25 protein-coding genes and 1 pseudogene are annotated in these 19,729 nt (G+C 65.3%); 8 read left to right on the top strand and 18 right to left on the bottom strand.

The window, feature by feature from the left end; all coding sequences use genetic code 11:
* Positions 1-155: 155 nt before the first annotated feature.
* The 6 genes from gnd to NJT13_RS09025 form a co-directional block, all read right to left on the bottom strand.
* Entirely contained in the window at positions 156-1,055 is a 900-nt protein-coding gene (gene gnd, locus NJT13_RS09050; RefSeq protein ID WP_254525230.1) for a phosphogluconate dehydrogenase (NAD(+)-dependent, decarboxylating), read from the bottom strand.
* Between the two features lie 149 nt (positions 1,056-1,204).
* On the bottom strand, positions 1,205-3,202 hold the full coding sequence (locus NJT13_RS09045) for a sensor histidine kinase (protein ID WP_254525229.1): 1,998 nt from the start codon (positions 3,200-3,202) through the stop codon (positions 1,205-1,207).
* Between the two features lie 80 nt (positions 3,203-3,282).
* Complete coding sequence (locus NJT13_RS09040) at positions 3,283-3,723, bottom strand: hypothetical protein (RefSeq protein ID WP_254525228.1); 441 nt, start codon at positions 3,721-3,723, stop codon at positions 3,283-3,285.
* A gap of 93 nt (positions 3,724-3,816) precedes the next feature.
* Positions 3,817-4,281, bottom strand: a complete 465-nt coding sequence (locus NJT13_RS09035; protein WP_254525227.1) for a copper resistance protein CopD — start codon at positions 4,279-4,281, stop codon at positions 3,817-3,819.
* A gap of 100 nt (positions 4,282-4,381) precedes the next feature.
* Entirely contained in the window at positions 4,382-4,936 is a 555-nt protein-coding gene (locus tag NJT13_RS09030) for a metal-dependent hydrolase (protein ID WP_254525226.1), read from the bottom strand.
* Between the two features lie 69 nt (positions 4,937-5,005).
* The gene (locus NJT13_RS09025; RefSeq protein WP_254525225.1) at positions 5,006-5,488 is read right to left on the bottom strand and encodes a deoxyuridine 5'-triphosphate nucleotidohydrolase; all 483 of its coding nucleotides are present in this window, start codon (positions 5,486-5,488) and stop codon (positions 5,006-5,008) included.
* 245 nt (positions 5,489-5,733) lie between these two features.
* Between NJT13_RS09025 and NJT13_RS09020 the strand changes: the two genes are divergently transcribed.
* Positions 5,734-7,701, top strand: coding sequence for an aconitate hydratase (locus NJT13_RS09020; RefSeq protein WP_254525224.1), 1,968 nt, complete (start codon positions 5,734-5,736; stop codon positions 7,699-7,701).
* Between the two features lie 124 nt (positions 7,702-7,825).
* Entirely contained in the window at positions 7,826-8,773 is a 948-nt protein-coding gene (locus tag NJT13_RS09015) for an LLM class oxidoreductase (RefSeq protein ID WP_254525223.1), read from the top strand.
* 82 nt (positions 8,774-8,855) lie between these two features.
* Here the strand turns inward: NJT13_RS09015 and NJT13_RS09010 are convergent, their stop codons facing one another.
* Together NJT13_RS09010 and NJT13_RS09005 are read right to left on the bottom strand one after the other, a co-directional pair.
* Positions 8,856-9,269, bottom strand: coding sequence for an FHA domain-containing protein (locus NJT13_RS09010; protein ID WP_254525222.1), 414 nt, complete (start codon positions 9,267-9,269; stop codon positions 8,856-8,858).
* A 90-nt stretch (positions 9,270-9,359) separates the two neighbouring features.
* A complete protein-coding gene (locus NJT13_RS09005) occupies positions 9,360-10,016 on the bottom strand; it encodes a protein kinase domain-containing protein (protein WP_256549426.1) in 657 nt (218 codons plus the stop codon).
* Between the two features lie 105 nt (positions 10,017-10,121).
* Between NJT13_RS09005 and NJT13_RS09000 the strand changes: the two genes are divergently transcribed.
* Positions 10,122-10,388 carry a zinc ribbon domain-containing protein gene (locus tag NJT13_RS09000; RefSeq protein ID WP_254525220.1) on the top strand — a complete coding sequence of 89 codons (267 nt, stop codon included), beginning with the start codon at positions 10,122-10,124 and terminating at the stop codon, positions 10,386-10,388.
* A gap of 93 nt (positions 10,389-10,481) precedes the next feature.
* Here NJT13_RS09000 and NJT13_RS08995 read toward each other — a convergent pair whose 3' ends face one another.
* From NJT13_RS08995 to NJT13_RS08965, 7 genes and pseudogenes are all read right to left on the bottom strand, one after another.
* Complete coding sequence (locus NJT13_RS08995) at positions 10,482-10,916, bottom strand: hypothetical protein (RefSeq protein ID WP_254525219.1); 435 nt, start codon at positions 10,914-10,916, stop codon at positions 10,482-10,484.
* Positions 10,917-11,105: 189 nt separating this feature from the next.
* A complete protein-coding gene (locus NJT13_RS08990) occupies positions 11,106-12,335 on the bottom strand; it encodes an MBL fold metallo-hydrolase (RefSeq protein WP_254525218.1) in 1,230 nt (409 codons plus the stop codon).
* A 344-nt stretch (positions 12,336-12,679) separates the two neighbouring features.
* Entirely contained in the window at positions 12,680-13,039 is a 360-nt protein-coding gene (locus NJT13_RS08985; protein WP_254525217.1) for a hypothetical protein, read from the bottom strand.
* A gap of 153 nt (positions 13,040-13,192) precedes the next feature.
* Positions 13,193-13,738, bottom strand: coding sequence for a DUF7342 family protein (locus tag NJT13_RS08980; RefSeq protein WP_254525216.1), 546 nt, complete (start codon positions 13,736-13,738; stop codon positions 13,193-13,195).
* 125 nt (positions 13,739-13,863) lie between these two features.
* A pseudogene (locus NJT13_RS08975) lies at positions 13,864-14,201 on the bottom strand (MBL fold metallo-hydrolase); the annotation flags it as partial.
* A 4-nt stretch (positions 14,202-14,205) separates the two neighbouring features.
* The gene (locus NJT13_RS08970; protein ID WP_254525215.1) at positions 14,206-14,550 is read right to left on the bottom strand and encodes a hypothetical protein; all 345 of its coding nucleotides are present in this window, start codon (positions 14,548-14,550) and stop codon (positions 14,206-14,208) included.
* A gap of 53 nt (positions 14,551-14,603) precedes the next feature.
* Positions 14,604-14,882 carry a WNWW family protein gene (locus NJT13_RS08965; RefSeq protein ID WP_254525214.1) on the bottom strand — a complete coding sequence of 93 codons (279 nt, stop codon included), beginning with the start codon at positions 14,880-14,882 and terminating at the stop codon, positions 14,604-14,606.
* 326 nt (positions 14,883-15,208) lie between these two features.
* Here NJT13_RS08965 and NJT13_RS08960 point away from each other — a divergent pair, with 326 nt between their 5' ends.
* The 5 genes from NJT13_RS08960 (at position 15,209) to NJT13_RS08945 (ending at position 17,686) form a co-directional block, all read left to right on the top strand.
* Entirely contained in the window at positions 15,209-15,601 is a 393-nt protein-coding gene (locus NJT13_RS08960; RefSeq protein ID WP_254525213.1) for a 30S ribosomal protein S6e, read from the top strand.
* Positions 15,602-15,632: 31 nt separating this feature from the next.
* Positions 15,633-16,067 carry a DUF7112 family protein gene (locus tag NJT13_RS08955; RefSeq protein WP_254525212.1) on the top strand — a complete coding sequence of 145 codons (435 nt, stop codon included), beginning with the start codon at positions 15,633-15,635 and terminating at the stop codon, positions 16,065-16,067.
* 21 nt (positions 16,068-16,088) lie between these two features.
* Positions 16,089-16,193, top strand: coding sequence for a DUF7500 family protein (locus tag NJT13_RS23460; protein WP_425499796.1), 105 nt, complete (start codon positions 16,089-16,091; stop codon positions 16,191-16,193).
* 198 nt (positions 16,194-16,391) lie between these two features.
* Complete coding sequence (locus NJT13_RS08950; RefSeq protein ID WP_254525211.1) at positions 16,392-16,862, top strand: DUF5807 family protein; 471 nt, start codon at positions 16,392-16,394, stop codon at positions 16,860-16,862.
* Positions 16,863-16,990: 128 nt separating this feature from the next.
* Entirely contained in the window at positions 16,991-17,686 is a 696-nt protein-coding gene (locus NJT13_RS08945) for a hypothetical protein (RefSeq protein WP_254525210.1), read from the top strand.
* Here NJT13_RS08945 and NJT13_RS08940 read toward each other — a convergent pair.
* From NJT13_RS08940 to NJT13_RS08930, 3 genes are read right to left on the bottom strand one after another with little or no spacing between them, the layout of a single operon-like run.
* Positions 17,680-18,072, bottom strand: coding sequence for a type II toxin-antitoxin system VapC family toxin (locus tag NJT13_RS08940; RefSeq protein ID WP_254525209.1), 393 nt, complete (start codon positions 18,070-18,072; stop codon positions 17,680-17,682). The genes NJT13_RS08945 and NJT13_RS08940 overlap by 7 nt on opposite strands.
* Position 18,073: 1 nt before the next feature.
* Entirely contained in the window at positions 18,074-18,307 is a 234-nt protein-coding gene (locus NJT13_RS08935) for an antitoxin VapB family protein (protein ID WP_254525208.1), read from the bottom strand.
* A 49-nt stretch (positions 18,308-18,356) separates the two neighbouring features.
* Positions 18,357-19,658 carry a DHH family phosphoesterase gene (locus NJT13_RS08930; RefSeq protein ID WP_254525207.1) on the bottom strand — a complete coding sequence of 434 codons (1,302 nt, stop codon included), beginning with the start codon at positions 19,656-19,658 and terminating at the stop codon, positions 18,357-18,359.
* Positions 19,659-19,729 lie beyond the last annotated feature (71 nt).

Below are 19,729 nucleotides of genomic sequence, written 5' to 3'. Positions count from 1 at the left end.
GGTCCGGTTCGTATTCTCCCGGCGAGCACGAAGCCGAGTGCCGTTTCGAGGCTTCGATGCTGGTAGTGGTCCCGCAGGTATCCCCGAAGCCGGTCGTACCGGGGCGAACGACCGTCGTGCTCGCTACTCGAGCGACGAACGGGCCCTCGTCTCGCTCACTCTCGTCGGGGAACGTCGTGACGGCCGAAGCCGTACCGGAGCCGGTTCGCGAGCCGTCGTGCGAACCGACCGTCGTCTACTCGCGACCCGAAGCGTTCGGACAGCGCCGTGTAGATCAGCGGCAGGGGGACCTCCTGTTCGAGGCCTTCCCGGACGGTCCAGGTGCCGGTCGAACCGCCCTCGATGCGGTCGGCGACGGTTCCGAGGTCGGTCCCTTCCTCGCGGAAGGCTTCCTCACAGAGTTCGAGTAGCCAGGACCGAATCACCGCGCCGTTGTTCCAGACCGAGGCCACGTTCTCGAGGTCGAGGTCGTAGCGTCCCTCGTACAGCAACTCGAATCCCTCGCCGTAGGCCTGCATCAGCGCGTACTCGACGCCGTTGTGAATCATTTTGACGTAATGACCCGAGCCGGCGGCGCCCATCCGCTCGTGGCCGTCGGGACCGGTCGCGACGGCGTCGAAAACGGGTTCGAGTTCGTCGTACGCCCACTCGGGGCCGCCGACCATCAGCGAGAATCCCAGTTCGGCACCGGCCGGGCCGCCGGAGGTGCCACAGTCGAGGTAGGCCGCGGGGCAGGACTCGGCGCGGCGCACGGAGTCCTCGAAGTACGAGTTGCCGCCGTCGACGACGACGTCGTCGCCGTCCAAGTGGGACTCGAGTTCCTCAAGGGTGACGTCGACCGCGTCGCCGGCGGGGACCATCATCCAGATGCGTTTTTCCGCACCGAGTCGGCCGACGAAATCCTCGAGCGAGTCGGCCGGCTCGGCACCGGCCTCGGCGGCCCTCGAGACCGCGTCCTCGTCCAGATCGAAGGCGACGACGTCGTGGTCCGCCGCGAGCGTTCGCTCGACGACGATCTGTCCCATGCGTCCGAGTCCGATCAGCCCCAGTTCCATGGGTAGGGATCGGCCGGCCGGTGTGGTAGTGATTGCGATTCGTGGCGGCTGACCGTTTCGGATCGGCAGCGGTCGACCGTCCAGTTCACGCGGTGACGCCGCTTTCGAGGACCGGATCCGATCCGCCGGCGGTTCGCCTGCCGGCTCCACTACGATTCGTCCGCCGGCACCGGGTGTGCCGCCTCGAGCGATACCTCGACCCGGCTGCCGCCCATGTCCGACTGGACAAACGAAACGCGGCCGCCGTAACTGTCGACCATCCAGCGGACCAGCCAGAGCCCGAGTCCGCTGCTGTGTGTGAGCTGCGTGATGTCGCTTTCGCCGGTTACGACGTCGATCTCGGCGGGTGGAATGCCGGGCCCGTCGTCGGCGAACGCGAGCAGGACCCGGTCGTCCTCGCACGTGATCGAAACTTCGACGGTCGGGTCCGGCCTCGCGTGCGTGACCGCGTTCTCGAGGAGGTTGTCGACGATGAGCCGAAGTCCCGGATCCGCCCAGGCTCGGCAGGTGTCCTCCGTCGAGACGGAGACCGTGGCCGCGCCGACGTCGGCTTCGGTGATTGCCTCGTCGACGATCGCAGCGACGTCGACCGGCTCGAGGTCGCCGTCCCGCTCGAGTGCGTACTGGATGGCCCGCGTCTTTTCGCTGGTGTGTGCGAGATCGGTCGCCGTCTGCTGGAGCGTGCTCGCGGCGGCCGCGAGGTCCTGATCGTCGAGTTGCTCACGGAGGAGTTCTGCGTACCCGATGACCACGGTGAGGTCGTTGCGCAGGTTGTGTCGGAGGACCCGATTGAGCACCTGGAGGTACTGCTCGCGTTCCTTGCGCCGCGTGATGTCCCTGACGACGCTGACCGTCCCGCGGAACGCCTCGTCTTCGATCTCCTCGTCGCTACGGGGTAAGAGCGAGCATTCGATCTCGACCGGAAACCGCTCGTCGTCGGCGGTGATGAAGGTTGCTTCGAAGGCTCCGCTGTCCTGCTGTGGATCTGTAAGCAGATCTCGAACGTACTCGACCGCGTCGTCGTATCTGTCCTCGTCGAAGATACTCGAGACGTGTTTGCCGACCAGTGCCTCGCGATCGTATCCCAGCCGTGCCGCCAGGGGGCCGGTCACGAGCGTCAGGCGAGCGTTCTCGTCGGTCGCGTACATCATTCCCTCGACGGTCTCGAGGAGTTTTTCGTGGCGACGGAGGTCCGCCCGACTGTCGGCCTGTTCGAATGCGGCGGCTGCGCTTTCGGTCAGCAGCTGGGCGAGTTGGACGTGCTGGTCGTCGAAGGCGCCGCTGATCGGCGACGCGACGTTGAGAATCCCGTGGTCGGCGATCGGTATCGTCATCCCGCAGCGAAACGACCCGTAGTCGAAGCTGACCTCGCGTTGCAGGTCCTCGATTATGTGCGGCTCCGATCGGCGAAACGCGTCTCCCATCTTGGTGTCGTGTATCTCGACGCGTTCTCGCTCGCGGAACTGATCGCCGACAGCGTCGGAGGCGGCGGTCAAGACCAGCGCCTCCGTGTCCGGGTCGTAGAGCCGAACCGTGGCGAGGTCGAACCCGAGAACGCGCTCGGCTGCGTCGACGACGACGTTCCCGACCGCCTCGTGTGACTCACAGGAGAACAACGCCCGCGTCGTCTCGAGTAATTTCGTGACGACGTCCGCGCGACTGTTTCTGTCGGGTGCGTCCTCGAGTTTGCCGACCCGATCGTCCGAATTCGATCGTTCCTCCGGATCGGTTTCCGATTCGTCCGACGGTCGCGCCCCCGGATCGTCCCGCCGCTGACCGTCGGCGCGGAACGCGGGTCCGTCGGCCGAAACGGTCGCGACGCGGTCGGCGAGCGTTTCGTCCCTCGACCCCTCGAAGTAGTAGTCCGTCGCACCGGCACGCGTCGCCGCCGCAGCCACGGTCCCGTCGGGGTCTGCGGACGCGTAGATGATTGGTACCGCCGGGACCGCGTCGGAGACGGACGCGACCGTCTCGAGTCGTTCAGCCCCCGTTCCGTCGACGACGACGCAACCGACGTCGGTCGTTTCGACGCAGTCGAGCACCGCTGCTCGGTCTCGAAGTCGGACGACGTCGAACGCGACTTCGAGGCCCCACGATGGTGTTTGCTCGCCGCCGACGAGAACGACGGGCTGACCGGATCGGGTCACTGTCGGCCAAACGGAAGACGCAATCAGAGATTAATGTTATGGCTGTTTTCCCCGGAACGGGAGGTTACCGCGGGGCGTGCTCACCGAATCGGTTCTTCGAGACGTGCCCAGCCGATCGCGTCGAGTACCACGATTCGATCGTTGTACCTGACGTAGACCCCGTTGTAGGCGCCGCCGTCGTCCTCGTCCTGGTAGTAGGGCAGCGACTGCCTGATGCGGTCGACGACCGACCACGCCCCGTCCTGCTCGAGCGTGATGTGTTCCCACTCGTCGCGCGCGCCGTTGCGAACGGCCCGGTCGAGGGCTCGTCGTGCACCGGGAATCTCGCCGAGCCGTTCGGCGGTTGCGTCGACCACCGTCGCGTCGTCCGGAACGTCCTCCGGTCCGACCAGACGCGCCCCGAGGTCGGCCTTCGACCGCGAGGTTCGGGACCGTGAGCGCTCCGAACGGAGGACGTAGCCGGCCACGGCAGCCGTGCCGACCGCGAGGAGCGAGATGGCCATATCTTTCCCCCTGATCATTAGCCACTACCTTACAGCAACTGACTAAGTATCTTTCGCAAGAATGTTCATTTCTAATACGTTCACGGCCGAAAAACGTCGCCGGGCGGTCGCTCAGAGGAGTCGTCCGACGTTGGCCGACAGCAGGCCCGCGACGACCAGCAGCGCGATTGCCGCGAGCGCTGCCGCCCGGAAAACCGGCAGGGCCTCACGCGCCGGTTCGCGGATCTTCTTTCCGGTGAGTCCGGCCTCGAATCGCTTCGCGCCGATCTCGACGAGCGCGGTCAGCGCCAGCCAGAGCGCGACCATGAGCAGCACCAGGCGCCCGTTGAGCGACCCGAAGAGGCTCTTGGCCGTGTAGCCGGTGCCGGCCAGATGCCCCCCGGAGAGAAACAGGACGAGCGAACTCACCCGGGAAACCGTCGTGAGTTTGCTCGAGATGACCTCGAGCGGGCGGATCGTGTTGAACGCGCCGTCGCGGGCCAACGGCAGGACGACGGCGGCGACGAAACAGACGCTCCCTGCCCAGAGGGCAGCAAAGACCAGGTGTGTCGTTCTGGCGGCGAGAACGTCGACCATACTGCGATACTCGGAGACTGGCCGTATCAGCGTTCCGACTTCGGAGCCCGTGACAGTCACCCTCAGTGAGAAAAGCCCACGACTTCAGTCGTGGGAGTAGTCACTCGAGCCAGTCGGGCGTCCACGCCACGAGCCGTCGTCGGAGGAGCGCGTAGATCAGCGAGACGACGACGCCACCGACGACGACGGCGGTGAGCCAGCCGTCGAAGACAACGAATGCCGGAACCGCGAGCGCGACGGCGATCGCGGCATCCTCCGGCGCACCGTCGTACCGGATCCAGCGTCGCGGCCGAATCCATCGGCCGCGGACGTGATCGTACACGGCCCGATCGGTGCGGTCGTTCCACGGGTCCATCTCCGGGCCGCCGCCGATCGCGTCGCTCGCGGCGTGCAGCCAGGCGGCGACGGCGAACGCCGCCAGCGCGAGGGTCGGACCCGAGGGTGCGACGGCGGCGAGGACGGCGGCCGGCGCGGCGACCGCGAGTCCGGCGACCGGAAAGTGAAGCGTCCGTCGATGTGTGAGGACGAGATCGAAATCCGGAACGAGCCCGCCGACGATCGCGCCGACCGCGAGCACGAGCGCGAACTCCGGAACGACGTACGCGACCGGCGCGACGGCCGCGAGCCCGGTGAACACGTGGGTGGTCGCCATCATCTGTCTGTCACGTCCGCGTAGGAGTGGGGACGGCAAAACGGTATCCGAACCGGCGATCGAACGGCACGATCACTCGAGGTTTTCGCCCTGATAACTCCCGTCGTAGACGTCTTCGTGCTCGGCTTCGGCGAGGACGAGCTGTGCGATCCGGGCACCGCGCTCGAGTTCGATATCGTGGTGGACCTGCAACAGTCCCTCGCCGCGGCCCTCGTAGCCCGCGTCCCAGACCGCCGTGTTGAGCATACAGGAGTTTCGCATGAGCGACGAGCGCGGATACACGAAGCCGACGTGGCCCTCGGGGATCGCGAGACGCTCGCCGTACCGGACGATGTAGGCCCCCGCCGGCAGGTAGTAGGTATCGGGATCGGCCTCCTGCAGTTCTTCGAGCGGACGGGCGACTCGGTCGCCGATCTGTTTGCCATCTCGGCCGATGCGGCCCGGTTCCAGTTGCTCGAAGATCACGTCGGCGGTGAGGTCCACCCCGTTGGGCTGGATCTGTGCGTCGGTCGTCGGTGAGACGTGATCGGCCACGAAGGCACCGGAGCGGAACATGTGGTCCCAAGGCCGCGGCGACGAGAAAAGCGTATCCGTTCGCGATGGCTCGACGATTCGATAGCACCTGACACGACTCGGCCGCTCGCTCCCCGACCTCGAGGAACCGGCGTGAAGTCGTCGTCAGTCGGTCGGTCCCACGGCAACAGTTTCGAGAAACGATCCGTTTCGAACGCCGTTACGGCGGTCCGTACTCACAGAAACACGCTGGTTTTATCAGGGCGGACGGCCGACTTTCGAGTGCTATGGGACAGACTCTCACCGAGAAGATTCTCGACGATCACCTCGTGGAGGGCGACCTCGAGACCGGCGAGGAAATCGGGATCGAGATCGACCAGGTACTTACGCAGGATACGACCGGGACGATGGTCTGGCTCCAGTTCGAAGCGATGGGGCTGGACGAGGTCCAGACCGAAATCGCCGCACAGTACTGCGATCACCAGACATATCAATTCGACTTTAAGAACACCGACGACCACCGTTTCCTTCGCTCTGCGGCCGGTAAATACGGCGCTCACTTCTCTCGCCCCGGCAACGGCATCTGTCACAACGTACACCGCGAGAACTTCGCGGCTCCCGGCAAGACCCTGCTGGGATCGGACAGTCACACGCCCACGCCCGGCGGCCTCGGCGAACTCGCCATCGGCGCCGGCGGAATCGACGTCACCGTCGCCATGGGCGGGGCACCGTACTACATCGAGATGCCCGAAGTCGTCAACGTCCGCCTCGAGGGCGAACTCCCCGAGTGGGCCACCGCGAAAGACGTCATCCTCGAGATGCTCCGTCGCCTCACCGTCAAAGGCGGCGTCGGCAAGATCCTCGAGTACACCGGCCCCGGCGTCGAGACGCTGACCGCGCCCGAGCGGATGACGATCACCAACATGGGCACGGAACTCGGCGCGACGACGTCGATTTTCCCCACCGACGAACAGACCGAAGACTACCTCGAGCGCGTCGGTCGCGGCGACGAGTACGTCGAACTCCAGCCCGACGACGACGCCGAGTACGACGACGAAATCGTCGTCGACCTCTCCGATCTCGAGCCGCTGATCGCCCAGCCCTCGATGCCGGACAAGGTCGTCCCCGTCCGCGAAGTCGCCGGCCAGTCCGTCGAGCAGGTCATCGTCGGTTCCTGTACCAACGGCGGCTACGAGGACATCCTCCCCGTCGCCAAGATGCTCGAGGGTCGCGAGACCTCGATGGAGACCGATACGATCGTCGCACCCGGTTCCAAGCAGGCCTCCGAGATGCTCGCCCGCGAGGGCTGGGTCGCCGAGATGATGGCCGCCGGCGTCAACTTCTCCGAGGCGACCTGTGGCGCCTGTATCGGCATCGGCCACGTCCCGTCTTCCGACTCCGTCTCGCTGCGGACGTTCAACCGCAACTTCGAGGGCCGCTCGGGTATCGAAGACGACAACGTCTACCTCTGCTCGCCGGAGGTCGCGGCCGCCGCCGCGCTCGAGGGTGAGATCGTCGATCCGCGCGACCTCGCCGACGAACTCGGCGACCTCGAGGCACCCGGCATCGAACTCCCCGACGAGTACACCGGCTCCAAGACGGACCTCATCGGTCCCGACGAGGCCGTCGACGACGAACTCATCAAGGGCCCCAACATCGGCGACGTCCCGCTGAAAGACCAGCTCGACTCCGACATCGAGGGCGAAGCCCTGCTGAAGATGGAGGACAACATCACGACCGACCACATCATTCCGGCCACGCAGGACATCCTGATGTACCGGTCGAACGTCCCCAAACTCAGTGAGTTCACCCTCTCGCGCGTCGACGAGACCTTCGCCGAACGCGCGCTCGAGGCCGACGGCGGCTTCCTCGTCGCCGGCGAAAACTACGGGCAGGGCTCCTCGCGCGAACACGCTGCCCTCTGTCCGATGTATCTCGGTATCGAGGGCGTCCTCGCACAGAGCTTCGCACGAATCCACCGTGCGAACCTCTTCAACTTCGGGATCGTCCCGCTGACGATCGACGAAGACACCTACGAGAACATCGATCAGGGCGACGAGATCGAGATCGTCGACGACGTCTACGACGCCGTCACCAGCGGCCAGGAGGAGTTCACCGTCCGCGTCGGCGGCGACGAGTACACGGCCGTCCTCGACGCCTCCGAGCGCGAACGCGCAATCCTCGCGGCCGGCGGTAAACTCTCCTGGACGAAAGAACAGGCCGAAGGCGCCGGCGCCGCGCCCGCCGACGACTGATCGGCACCCGTTTCTCGTCCGCTATCCGGTTCTTTTTCGCTGTCTCGAGACGGAGCGGCCTCGCGCGACGCGCGACGAGGAGGAACAGGATCAAGCCGATGCGGTGAGAACGACCGGTACCGAGATGGATCGATCGGCCGCACGCGGACGCGAAGACGACGATCACGAAAATCGGGGGTATCAGCGACTGTTCGGGGACGACGGCCTCACGTTCGGCACCGGATTTCCGCTGACCGGCACCAATCGGGAGGCTCCGGCTATCGACGACGAACTTCGACTGGCGAAACATGCCGAGTCGATCGGCTTTCACGGCCTCTGGGCGCGGGACGTTCCGACGTACTGGCCGAAATTCCGTGACGCGGGTCAGACGTACGACACCTGGCCGTGGCTCTCGCACGTCGCCGCCCACACCGACGACATCGCGCTCGGAACCGCGAGCATCGTCCTCACGCTCCGTCATCCGCTGCACGTCGCAAAATCCGCCGCGACGGTCGACCGGCTCTCGGACGGCCGATTGGTTCTCGGAGTCGCCTCCGGCGACCGCGACCCCGAGTACGACGCCTTCGGCGTCGATCGAGACGAGCGCAGCGAACTGTTTCGGGAGCGCGTCGAAACCCTCCGGACCGTCTGGCGCGACGACTACCCCGACATCGAGGGGCGGTGGGGATCACTCGACGGCGAACTGGACGTGGTCCCGAAGCCGACCGCGGGGACCGTTCCCCTCCTGCCGACCGGCTACGCCCGTCAGTCCCGGGAGTGGATCGCCGAGCACGGTGACGGCTGGCTGTTCTATCACCTCCCCGAGCGCACGCTCGAGGACTACGTGAGCGACTGGCGGGACGCCGCGGGCGGGAAGCCCTTCGCGATGGCCGCTCAGTTCGAACTGGCGGACGATCCCGCGGCGGAACCGGAACCGATCCACCAGGGGTACCGCGCCGGCCTCGAGTGGGTCCGGGAGTACGTCGCCGACCTCGAGCGACTGGGCGTGGATCACCTGATCGTCGGGCTCCGAAACGACGACCGGGAAGCGGCGCTCTCGAGGTTCGCCGACGAAATCATTGCCGCGAGGTGAGACGGGCGTCGGTCGGGGATGCCGATGCGTACGAGCTGGACTCGTCGCCTCCGTTTCGTTTCCGAGCGGTGGTGCCGTCGCGTCACTCCTCGGCTCGAAACGTCAGCTGACAGCCGTATCCGGGGCTGACAGGCGCGATTCGGTCGCCGTCCGAGAGCCGAATCGACGTCGCCGGATCCGGGCGGGGCAACGGCGACCCCGCGTCGAGACGTCGCCTGCGGCCGTCTCGGGAGAGGATGTACGCCCAGTCGCCGTCGCCGCCGACGAAGGTCCCGTTGAGGCTGCGGTCTCGAAGGTGCCAGGCCACCCCGTCGTGCCCGAGCACCGCGTGTTCCGGACAGAGGAACCGCTCGTCGTCGGGGAGGACGACGGACGGAACGCGGTGCTCCGCCGCCCATCGACCGAGTGTGTCGTCGGGGCCTACGCGAACGGCCTGTCCCGACGATGCGCGAGTCAGCAGCGCCGACCGGGCCGGGGCGTCGATGATCGGGGCCAACGAGTCGTACAGATCACCCGCGTCGTCACACCGATCCCGTTGGCTCGGTGCGGTCGCCCGCCGTATCAGGGCCGCCAGAGCAGCGCGCGGTCAGTCACCGTTCCGAGAGCGTCGGTCGACGGGCCCGCGGGTCCCGACTGACGACGGATTCTCCCCGCGTGCCGTTCCCGTCAGCAGAAACGAAAGAAACGCGCCGAGCGCGTACACGTCCGATAGCGGGCCGATCTGCTCGTCGCGATCGTCCGGCCGTGTCAATTCGGGCGGCTTGAACGGGTCGAACTGGAAGCGGACGTCCGGGTCCGTTTCGGTCGACACTGCCGCGTTCAGGTCGATTACCGCGGGCCGGCCCGTCCGGCGAACCAACACGTTGCTCGGTTTCAGATCGAGGTGGGCGACGCCGTTCCGGTGGAGGAACGCGAGCGCTCTGCAGACGGGGCCGCCGACCTCGCGAACGGTCTCGAGGCAGGGTTCGCGGCCGCCGTCGCGCTCGAACTCCTCGCGGACCGATCCACCCCGAACCAGTTCCGTGGCCACGTACCCCAGGTCGCCCCCGACCGACCCGTCGACGAAGTGAACGAGCGATCCGGGCGTCGGCCCGTCCTCGAAGTGACGGAACCACCGCAATTCCCCCCGAAAGTGAGCGCGAACCTGCGTTCGGCCGTGCGAGCCGTCGCTCACCAGTTTGCGTGCGACCGGCGTTTCTCGCAGGGTGTCGTCCCATCCAGTCCGGGACCGACGGCCGCCCACGGCGCCCAGTCGAAATCGAACGACGGGGACGACACGACAGAGTCTCGATCCGCAGACGCCTCCGCGGACGACCGCGCGGAGGCGACCGGGGGCGACGAACCGTCGGTGAGCGACCGCGACGACGGTGCGGGTTCAGACGACGCTTCACTCGACGGGAACGCCGGCGACGCAGGTGCATCGACCGACGGAGAACTCTCCACGTCCTCGTCCACATCCACATCGTCTTCGTCTTCCGACACTCAAATCTTCGTCGACGACTTCGATCGATACGGTTCCGAAGAAACGCCCGTCGAGACCTGTCCGCGCTGCGAGCGAGACCTCCCCTCGGACGGCGTCTACAACTTCTGTCCGTTCTGCGGGGGCGAACTCTGAGAGACGACGGCCCAATCGAGACCCGGAGCGCGGCTCAGCGCGCCGCGAAGGGAGAGAACGCCTCACTACGATTCGCGCTCCGTTTCACTCCTCTCACTCGTCGCGCTTCGCGCGCTCGCGCAGGTGTCGCTTCTGCCGGCGTTCAGTCACGTGATCGAGCCCGTCGGCCAGTTCCTCCCTGACGCTCTCCTCGAACGCATCGACTTCGTCGAGGAATTCTGCCGAGAACTCCTCGACGAGTTCGAACGTCCACTGATCGCTGATCGCACCCGCGGGAAGGTGATCGTCTCGGAGTTCGTTCGCCCACTCCTCGTGGTCGGCCGTTCGGAGGTGGTCTTCGGCGTCGCTCATGTGGTCCATCGCGTGACCGAGCTCGTGGTGAAACTCGAGCAGGGTGCCGTACGCCCGATGAACGTGTTCGATACTCAACTGGAGATCGTGAAGGGCCGCACGTTCGGCATCGCTCAGATCGAGCCCGTCCCGCTCCGCGTCCGTGTCGGGGCCGACGTTCGAATCGATGTTCGCCATGGCTGTATTATCCACGGCCCGCGGCAAAACCGTACGCGTTGACACTGCCTGAATCGGCGATATCCCCGCGGAATTCCCGCCGACCGTCGCGTCGACGCTCCGACGCGTACGGCCGAACTCGTCGACGCGCTAGCGGGGCCGGGACGCGCGCGGACGGGACCGGCGGAGTTCCGATGGCCGCCAGGGTGTTCACATCACGATCCGCTCGCCCAGTTCGGGCGCAGTCGCATCGTAGCCGTCCTCGCGCAGTTCGGCCGCGAACCCCTCACAGCGGTCACCGTGATTGACGAGTACTTTCTCGTCCGCGTAGGACTCGAGAAACGACCGAAGCCCGTTCCGGTCCGCGTGCGCGGAGAAATCGTACTGCTCGACCCGGGCGCTGACCGGCATCATCCGGCCGTCGATTTCGGCGCTGCCGGTCTCGAGCAGGTCGCGGCCGGGCGTCCCCTCGACCTGATAGCCGGTCAGCGCGATCTTGTTCGTCGGGTGAGACCGGACCGCGGGAACGTAGGTCATCGCGGGGCCGCCGTGGAGCATCCCGCTTGTCGTTATGACCGCCGTGTTCTGCTCGGCGATGCGTTTGCGCTGGCCGTCGCGGCCGGTGACGAACCGCGCGTGGGATTTCGCCCGCCGAAGTGCGTCCGCGTCGCGGACGAACTCGAGATGATGCATCAGCATCTCCGTGATTTGTTTCCCCATTCCATCCACGTAGCAGGGAATGTCGTATCGCTCGCAGATCAGCAGCATCTCCTGTGTGCGTCCGATGGCGAACGCGGGGATCACGACGGTGCCGCCCTCCCATAGCGTCTGCTCGACACTTTCGACGAACTGATCCTCTACCGCGGAACGGTCGTCGTGCTCGAGGTCCGAGTACGTACTCTCGCAGATCACTGCGTCCGCGTCGGGGCGAGCGGTAGTCTTGGACACCAGTTGTTGGGCTGCTGTCTGGAAGTCCCCGGTGTAGAATAGTCGCGTTTCACCGTCGTCGACGAGTACGTGCGCCGAGCCGGGGATGTGGCCGGCGTCAAAAAAGGACACCTCGTGGCCGGCTACCTCGAACGTCTCGCGATAACCGTGTGTCTTCGAGACCTGCGTGATTCGCTGAACGTCCGTTTCGGTGAACGGACACTGCATGGTCCCGCCGTGCAGTTTCAAGGTGTCCCGGGCGAGCGTCAGTGCGAACTCGCGCGTCGGCGGCGTCCAGTGGATCGACGGCCGGGCGTCGCCGCTGAGCAGCGAGGAGATCGCCCCGACGTGGTCTAGGTGGCCGTGACTCACCACGACCGCGTCGGGATCTACGTCGCCCGGGAACTGCGGCGGGTTTCCCGATTTCATCCCGTAGTCGAGCAGGAGGCGATCGTTTACCAGGATCGCGCTCCTGCCGACTTCTCCCGCACCACCCAGAAATCGAATATCCATTACCGGCTGATAGTCGCTCGTGCCGTTTGACAACGTCGAATCATTCCGTTTTGGTCGGGAGCCGAGCCCTCACTATCGTCGGTGGAGAAGGAACGAAACGGCGATGACATCCTACCGCTTCCGCGTCAAGATCGATTCGGACCCGACGTCGCTGTGGCGAGACGCGAGGTGATGGTATCGAGCAGTACGGCTCCGATCGGTGACGGGGCTGCCCTGCTCGCCGAGCGTCGGTCCCTCGCAGAACCAGCGTTCGGTGGCTCCCACGAGAACCAAATCCAGAACAAGCTAACTCGTGAGTAGTTATTCTGATCGTTCCAATTTCCCTGATCAGCCAGAAATAGCTGTCACACGTCGTGAGGAGGCCACCGAGAGAGCCCCGGTCGGTCGTTCTCCCACGCCACCAACTCGAGAACCGACGGTACGAGCGAGAGCCGCTGCTCGAGGACGTTCACCGGATGACTGTCGTGGAACACGGCTGGTTTCCGAGCGACCGTCTCGTCTCGATAATCGAGTTGGAAGTGACACTTCCCGAGGTCGGGATGCGTTTCGTCCTGGTGCCACCCGAACGAGTAGTTCCGTTCCTCATCGATCCACTGAATCTCGTAGTAATCGTGCTCGGCGTCGTCCGGGAAGTCGAACTCGACGCGAAGCTCGGCCGTCTCCGGGGGATACGGATCTCCCAGCAGTACGTCGGGATCAATCATCGCACAGACCTCGTGTCGCCGGATGGAACTCGGGGCGTACCGGACATCGCGGCACCCTCCTTGATTGCTCAGCCACGTTTGAATCTCACCGTGAGCGGTGTGCTGGTCGAGTAAACTCCGGTGGGCGAGAAAGATGAACAGCGACGCCATCGATTACTGTGCCGCCTCGCTCGTCCGCGGGCCGGATTCGGGATCTGTGACGCTCTCGAGATCGTCGTACAGTGAGAGCGCGTGGTCGACGAGACGTTTCATCTCCCGGGAACGCTCCCACCGGCGGATGACCGTGTTACGCTCGCGAATCTCGTCACTCGACAGGTCTGCGTCCGTCACCGAGTCCTCCAGTTCGCTCAGGGAATCCACGTCGTAACTGTCCTGCCACACTTCGATCTGCTCCTGGATCTCCGCGACCTCGTTCCGCAGTTCGTCCTTGGTGTGCCCGGCTGCGAGTTCTTCCACACGGTCGAGATAGCGCCGCCGATAGTTGGGACCGTACCGGTACTGCGTCTCGTTCCCGCTGTCGTCTTCGACGCGTTTGATCTGCCCGTACTCGACGAGTCGCTCGAGTTCGTCTTTCGTTGTGTCCCACGACGCGACGTCGGCTTCGTTCTTGATCCAGTTGACTGACCGGGGTCGCGTGAGCGAGAGTGCAATCTTTCGCACGCGCTCCCTGGTACTGAGTCCTTCAGTCCACGAGTCCATGCTATGCCTCCTGTGCTGGGGTACGGGATGGGATCTATTATAATTTGACCTCACTCAGAATATAGTGGTGCGTTTATTACAGACGTCCTTCGTCAACTGGCGACCGCTAGCGGATCTTCGTTTCCGAGCATCCCGCTCGTCGTGACGATGACCGTATTCTGCGCCGCGATCCGCTCGCGCTGGCCGTCGCGTCCGTCGACGAAGCGGGCGTTCCCCCTTCGCTCGGCGCAACAGGTCCGGATCGCGCAGGAACTCCCGATTCCCCCTCGCGCAAGAAGAGTTCCGTGACGTGTTTGCCCATTCCGTCGACGTAGCACTCGAGGTCGTAGTGCTTACAGATGCACAGCACCTCCTGTGTGTGGCCGATTCCGAACGCCGGAACGACGACGGTTCCGCCCTCCCAGATCGCCGTTCGAAGGTTCTCGGCGAATTCGCGTTCGATGTCCGGACGCGGCGGAGGCGGAGAATCAGGAACTGTTCGATCGGGGGTCGTTCGCACCCGGTGTTCCGGCGGCCGTCCGCTCGGTGAGCCCGATGAGGTAGACGTCGAGCAGGCAGATCGACAGGATCGCGAGCGGCACCCCCACGTCGGTGAAGCTCACTGCCTCGACCTGCAGGGCCGTCACGACGAACGGTTCGTCGAGAGCGAGCGCGCCTTCGATCGACCGCGCGCTCAGGAACGCGACGGCGAGGCTGTAGCAACCGAACCAGATCCCGCCGCGCTTCCATCGACCGATGTAAACGTGGCCGAGTCCGGCGACGAGCGCTGACAGCAGATACGCCGGCCAGACCGGACGTGACAGTTCAGTCATTGGTCGACTCCGTCTCGTGGTAACTCGTCGGCGATTTCATATGTATCTATCGGTCATTTCCGGTACTGCCGAATCCCGAACCGGCCGTAGCCGCCGTACGCGACCTCGAGCGACCCGATCCACCAGTTCCACCGCTCCGGCGGGGGTCCGTCCGGGGCGTCGGACAGTTCGTCGACGACGAGGTCGTTCGTCAGCGTCGCGCCCACGTCGGCCTCGTACTGCCCGGAATCCGCCAGGTCGACGGCTTGCCGAACGACGACGCGAGACTGGCCCGTCGTCCCCCCGAATTCGTCGCGCAGGCGTATCTCGAGTCGCCCGGGATCGATGAACACGGATGGTCGTAGGGGTTCGATGTACTTGACTGTTCGAGCGAACGGAACTCGGGCGGGCGCTGGCGCCGTCGGCCGGGCGAACGGCTCTCGCGGAGCTCGAGCCGTCCAGCTCTCCGGAAGCGTTCGCTCTTCCGACCGGCGAGAGACCGCTGGTCCCTCAAGCAGTCGGCGCTCCGCGCCGACGACCGACCCGACGTGAGTGAGAGTTCGATCGACCGTGCCGAGCGACGAGCGGCCGGACGCTGACGGGGTCTCCGTCGGCTCAGAACGCAGCGCAAACGGTCGGGATCGATGTTCTTTTGAGCGACGGCCGTCTTCCGTCCGACATGGCAAGTTTCACTGTCGTTGTCGGCGACCCCGAGTCCGGGTCGTCCTACCAGCTCGAGGCGGAAGACCAGGACGCAAACCGGTTCATCGGCAAGTCGATCGGCGAGGAAGTCGACGGCGGATCGGTCGGGCTCGACGGCTACACGCTCGAGATCACGGGCGGTTCCGACGACGCCGGGCGTCCGCTGAACGGCGAAGTCGCCGGCTCGAACCTGAAAGAGGTGCTGATGAACGAGCGCCAGACCGGTTACAAACCCGGCCGCGACGGCGAGCGCCGCCGGATCACGGTCCGCGGCCGCGAGGTCTCCGATGCGGTCGCCCAGATCAACGCCTCGATCACCGACCGCGGCAGCGCCGACGTCGACGAACTGCTCGGCGACGGCGACGAGTAACTCGCAGTACTGAGTTTCCATTCGTTCTCCCATGGCTGACAGAATTGCGAGCGACCATCCGTCGGTTCAAACGGTCCGTTCGACGTGTACGGAAACGGCGACCGGCGTCAAACTCGAGGTACCGGCCGACGACCGCGATGCGTTCCCGACGGACGAAGTCGTTCGCGTCGTCCTCGACGGCGTGGAACTGTTCGCGCGCGTCGAGCGGGCGTTGACGGGCGACGAGCTTTCGGTGCCGGGGGTCTACGAGACGCCCGATCTGGCTCGGGATCCCGGCGGTGCGAGCGATCGATTGACCGAGTGGATCGACGATCACGGCGTCTCAACCGGTGGGTCGGTTCTGATCGACGTCGTCGAACCCGAGTTCCTCTACGGCCTCCGGTCCCCCGGCGAGACGGCCTATTACGACGCCCGGGAGCCGCCGACTGACAGTTTGAGCGAGATCGCCAGGGATCTCGAGGACTGAGCCGGACGCGACGTCCGCGAAGTGTTCGTCGACCTCTTGACCTGGTACGCCGGCCAGTTAGACGACGACCTGTCGCCGAGCGAGGCGCTGCGGGTGATGCTGGTCACGTCCGATCTCGAGGTCTGACCCGACCGCCGCACGAACGACAGGGAAGACGGCGATTCGCATTTTTGCGGGAGGCGACCGACACGGAGAGCGAGCGACAGCGATACCGAACCGGACTCGGTGACCGTGGATCACAGCCGGTCACGAAGAACGGCCTCGTGAACGCCTGACCGAACGCGAATACCGCCCTTTTTCCACCTCGAGCGCGAATCCCGCGCCATGAGTGACCCACGCGAGGAGTTTCTGGCGGGCGAGCGGCCCGACGACGTCGCGCTGTATTTCGCTGATTCGTACGTTTCCGACGACCGACTCGAGCAGTTCGGCGACCGCGTGGACGACGGCGTTCTGATCGTCGTCGACGGCGAGCGCGGGCGCAACGCCTTCCGGGCGGCGACCGGCACCGGGGCGATGGAGTTCGCAAAGTCTGCGATGAACCTCGAGGGGGACGTCGACGACGACCTCGCGGGCGGGCAGTGTCCGGAGGCGTCCGATACGGAGGCGTCCGACGACGACGGACACGCGGTCCAGTTCGTCTTCGCGTTCGCCGAGGAACGGAACGAGGACGTCGGCGGCATCTACGCCGAGGGTGACGTCATTCACGCCTATGCCCAGTGTACGTGTGGGACGGCGTATTCGGATCGGTGGAACGCGACCGACGAAACCGACGAAACCGACGCGATCGACCGGTGAGGCGTCGGGGAACCAACTGAAGAACTGTCCACACCGACAGTAACCGGTCGATCGCTGTTCCTTTTCGAACGCTCGCCGGCAGTTGCCGTCCGTCTGCTTTTATCGAGCGGTGGCGAAAGAAAACAAAGATGAGTTCGACCGAGGCCCCCTACGAGACCGGCGGCGGGTTCGGTCTCTCGAGTCGCGAAGCGCGGGTTATCGGCGGCGCGAGCGTTCTGATGGCCATCAACGTCCTGTTGATGTACGCCCTCGTCGTAACGCCGCTCGCCGCGGTCAACGACTACCTGTTTACGGTGCCCATCGTCGGCGCCCTCGTCTACGGGGCGGCCATCGTCGGCGGCCAATGGGTCGCCGAACGGGGCGTCGACGGCGGCGATACCGGCGTCGCGTTCGTCGGGATGGTGATTTTGCAACTGGCGTTCGGCATTTTCGGTGCTGGCGTTCTCCGCTTCGTGCCTCGAGACGCGCAACTGACCATCCTCGTCGTGACTGCGGTCGTCGTCGCCGTGATCACGGCCGTCATCGGGGCCTACGTCTACGCGCGGTCGAAGACGTTCGAGCACTGGGGATCCTACGCCAACTACGCGTTCATCGGCGGCCTCGTCGCGATTCTGATCGGGACGTTCGTTCCGGTCGTGTTGCTCCTCGGGTTCGGCCTCATCTTTCTCGGCTTCCTGCTCCGATTAGGCTGGGAAATCTGGAAGGTTCGAGACCGACGGGAGGCGTCGGTGACGCTGCAGACGATCGGGGTCTACATCGCCGTCGCCGGTGTTTTCGTCCACGTTCTGCAACTCGTGGTGCGATATTTTGCGTCGCGTCAGTAAGTTTCGACCTCGACTCCCTCGAGGCGATCGAAATCGTCCACGTTCCGCGTCAGTACGGGTTCGTCGACGACCGTCGCAGTCGCACCGATAATGACGTCTCCGTCCCCGACTCGATTACCATCGTTTGCGAGGGCTCCCGCAATTCGCCCTGCTTTTCGCATGACGGCGGTGTCGGCGGGATGAACTGGTTTCGAAGCGAGGATGTCCTCGATCGATTTCCGTTTCGCTTCCGGTTGATTCGACCGCGAGGCGCCGTAGTACAGTTCGAACAACGTCATCGAGGAGAGTCGTTGCTGACGGAGGTCGGACTCGATCTCGGCGGCTTTTTCGACAGCGTCGCGGTCGCCGCGCATCAGGTCGATCAGAAAGGTCGTGTCGAGTAACACGTTACGGCTCCGTCCAGTTCGCTCTCGAGTCGAGTTCTTCGGCGCGGCGCTCTCGACGGTCCTCGATGGCCGCCTCGAGTTCGTCCGCCTGCTCGTCAGTGAGAATGCCCGCTAACTCGAGTAACGACCGTTCCCCGGCGAGACGGAGGACGGTCTCGGAAAACGTTTCGTCGCTGCGCTTGTGTGCGGCGAGGCGATCGTATGCCTCGTCGCTGAGTCGAATACTTTTGGACATGTGCATACAGTTGTATGCAGTCTGGATTAACGTTACGCCGCTATCGCCGCTATCGGTCGTCCGTCGATTCGTCTCCGCGATCCCCGTCCGACGAGGCATCTTCGACGACCGCTCGGAACGCATCGAGAATGACCTGTTTCGTCACGGCACCCCTGGTGGTCCAGTGAGTCGCGTAGTCGAGCATGTCGTCGTAGATGTCGGGTTTACAGCCCGCCGCCTTCGGGTGGCCGCCCCCGTTTACCTTCCCCGCGACCTCGTGGCAGCGATCGAAGGCGTCCGTCCCCCGAATCGAGGCCGAGCCGGCGGGTTTGACGATCACGGAGGCGTCGGCGCCCTGCTCGCGCATGGCCTCGGCGACTTCGTTTTGCGAACAGCGGCCGTACGTAATCCCGACGGTGTAGCCGCCTATTTCGCGTAGTTCCGCCCGTCCGACGGCCTGGTCGATCAGCGCCTCCTTCTCGATGCGTCGCTCGGCGATGTACTCTTCGACCCACGCCGGCAGGTCGACGCCGTACTCGCGAACGATCTCGACGTACTCCGCGGGATCGGTCCAGTACGCGTAGTCCGCGAGATCGTCACTCCGTGGGTCGTCTCGCAGCCAGAGGTCGTGATCCCGCGTGACCGCCGCCAGTTCCTCGTACATCGGGCCGAACTCGTACCCGAGCGAGCGGTAGACGACGTCGGCGCTACACTCTTCGTCCGAATCGCCGACGACGAGGTCGACGCCGGCCTCGCGAACCGCCTGCGCGACATCGTCGCCCCACTGGTGATGATCGTACCAGGCGATGCGGTCGGCGGTTTCGAGCGCGGCGGCGAGTTCCTCCTCGACGTACTCGTACCTATCCGGCGCGAGATCGCAGACGAAGACGTCGATTCCCTCGTCTCCGTACTCGGCGACGCGGGCCAGCGCGTCCTCGACGTCGTGGGGACTCGCCGGGACGAGCGCGACGGAGTGCGGCGTGGGTTCGGGCTCCTCGAGCGCTTGCTCGGTATCGCCCGCGCCGCCGACGACGCTCTCCTCGTCGGCGTCGTCCGTCCGGTCAGCACGCTCTGACGGCTGGTCGTCGGCTGCGTCGGCGTCCGCAACCTGCTGGCCGTCATCGCCATCGGTCTCGTCGGGCTCCGGAACGGTCTGGACGTCGCCGTAGGCTTCCCGAACGAGCGCGACGCAGGCCAGCCCGTCGGCATCGGGGTCTGCGATGACGGCGACTTCGGCACCCTCGAGTGCGGCCGCCGTCTGCTGGTCCTCTATGTCCTCTTCGAGCGTATCGGGTAGGAAGAAGCCGGTCCCCGGCAGTACGGATTTTCGGGCGAGCGGCAGGTCGCCGCTGTCGATGAGTTCGTCGTACATGTCTCCTGGTGCGTGAGCGGCGGGGAAGTAACCGCCGGTCTTCAGAGAGACAACCCTCCGTTCGCGTCGAG

Source organism: Natrinema caseinilyticum, assembly GCF_024227435.1.
In the GTDB taxonomy this organism is placed as follows: domain Archaea; phylum Halobacteriota; class Halobacteria; order Halobacteriales; family Natrialbaceae; genus Natrinema; species Natrinema caseinilyticum.
This window is presented reverse-complemented; position numbering and strand designations above follow the sequence as displayed.

Excerpts from the sequence above, each read along its gene's own strand:
- NJT13_RS08955 (WP_254525212.1), top strand. The coding sequence starts at position 15,633 with ATGGCTGACAGAATTGCGAGCGACCATCCGTCGGTTCAAACGGTCCGT.
- NJT13_RS08945 (WP_254525210.1), top strand. The coding sequence starts at position 16,991 with ATGAGTTCGACCGAGGCCCCCTACGAGACCGGCGGCGGGTTCGGTCTC.
- NJT13_RS08985 (WP_254525217.1), bottom strand. The coding sequence starts at position 13,039 with ATGATTGATCCCGACGTACTGCTGGGAGATCCGTATCCCCCGGAGACG.
- NJT13_RS09020 (WP_254525224.1), top strand. The coding sequence starts at position 5,734 with ATGGGACAGACTCTCACCGAGAAGATTCTCGACGATCACCTCGTGGAG.
- NJT13_RS08970 (WP_254525215.1), bottom strand. The coding sequence starts at position 14,550 with ATGACTGAACTGTCACGTCCGGTCTGGCCGGCGTATCTGCTGTCAGCG.
- NJT13_RS08930 (WP_254525207.1), bottom strand. The coding sequence starts at position 19,658 with ATGTACGACGAACTCATCGACAGCGGCGACCTGCCGCTCGCCCGAAAA.
- NJT13_RS09030 (WP_254525226.1), bottom strand. The coding sequence starts at position 4,936 with ATGATGGCGACCACCCACGTGTTCACCGGGCTCGCGGCCGTCGCGCCG.
- NJT13_RS09025 (WP_254525225.1), bottom strand. The coding sequence starts at position 5,488 with ATGTTCCGCTCCGGTGCCTTCGTGGCCGATCACGTCTCACCGACGACC.
- NJT13_RS08950 (WP_254525211.1), top strand. The coding sequence starts at position 16,392 with ATGAGTGACCCACGCGAGGAGTTTCTGGCGGGCGAGCGGCCCGACGAC.
- NJT13_RS09040 (WP_254525228.1), bottom strand. The coding sequence starts at position 3,723 with ATGATCAGGGGGAAAGATATGGCCATCTCGCTCCTCGCGGTCGGCACG.
- NJT13_RS08980 (WP_254525216.1), bottom strand. The coding sequence starts at position 13,738 with ATGGACTCGTGGACTGAAGGACTCAGTACCAGGGAGCGCGTGCGAAAG.
- NJT13_RS08995 (WP_254525219.1), bottom strand. The coding sequence starts at position 10,916 with ATGGCGAACATCGATTCGAACGTCGGCCCCGACACGGACGCGGAGCGG.
- gnd (WP_254525230.1), bottom strand. The coding sequence starts at position 1,055 with ATGGAACTGGGGCTGATCGGACTCGGACGCATGGGACAGATCGTCGTC.
- NJT13_RS08960 (WP_254525213.1), top strand. The coding sequence starts at position 15,209 with ATGGCAAGTTTCACTGTCGTTGTCGGCGACCCCGAGTCCGGGTCGTCC.
- NJT13_RS09035 (WP_254525227.1), bottom strand. The coding sequence starts at position 4,281 with ATGGTCGACGTTCTCGCCGCCAGAACGACACACCTGGTCTTTGCTGCC.
- NJT13_RS08935 (WP_254525208.1), bottom strand. The coding sequence starts at position 18,307 with ATGTCCAAAAGTATTCGACTCAGCGACGAGGCATACGATCGCCTCGCC.
- NJT13_RS08990 (WP_254525218.1), bottom strand. The coding sequence starts at position 12,335 with ATGGATATTCGATTTCTGGGTGGTGCGGGAGAAGTCGGCAGGAGCGCG.
- NJT13_RS09015 (WP_254525223.1), top strand. The coding sequence starts at position 7,826 with ATGGATCGATCGGCCGCACGCGGACGCGAAGACGACGATCACGAAAAT.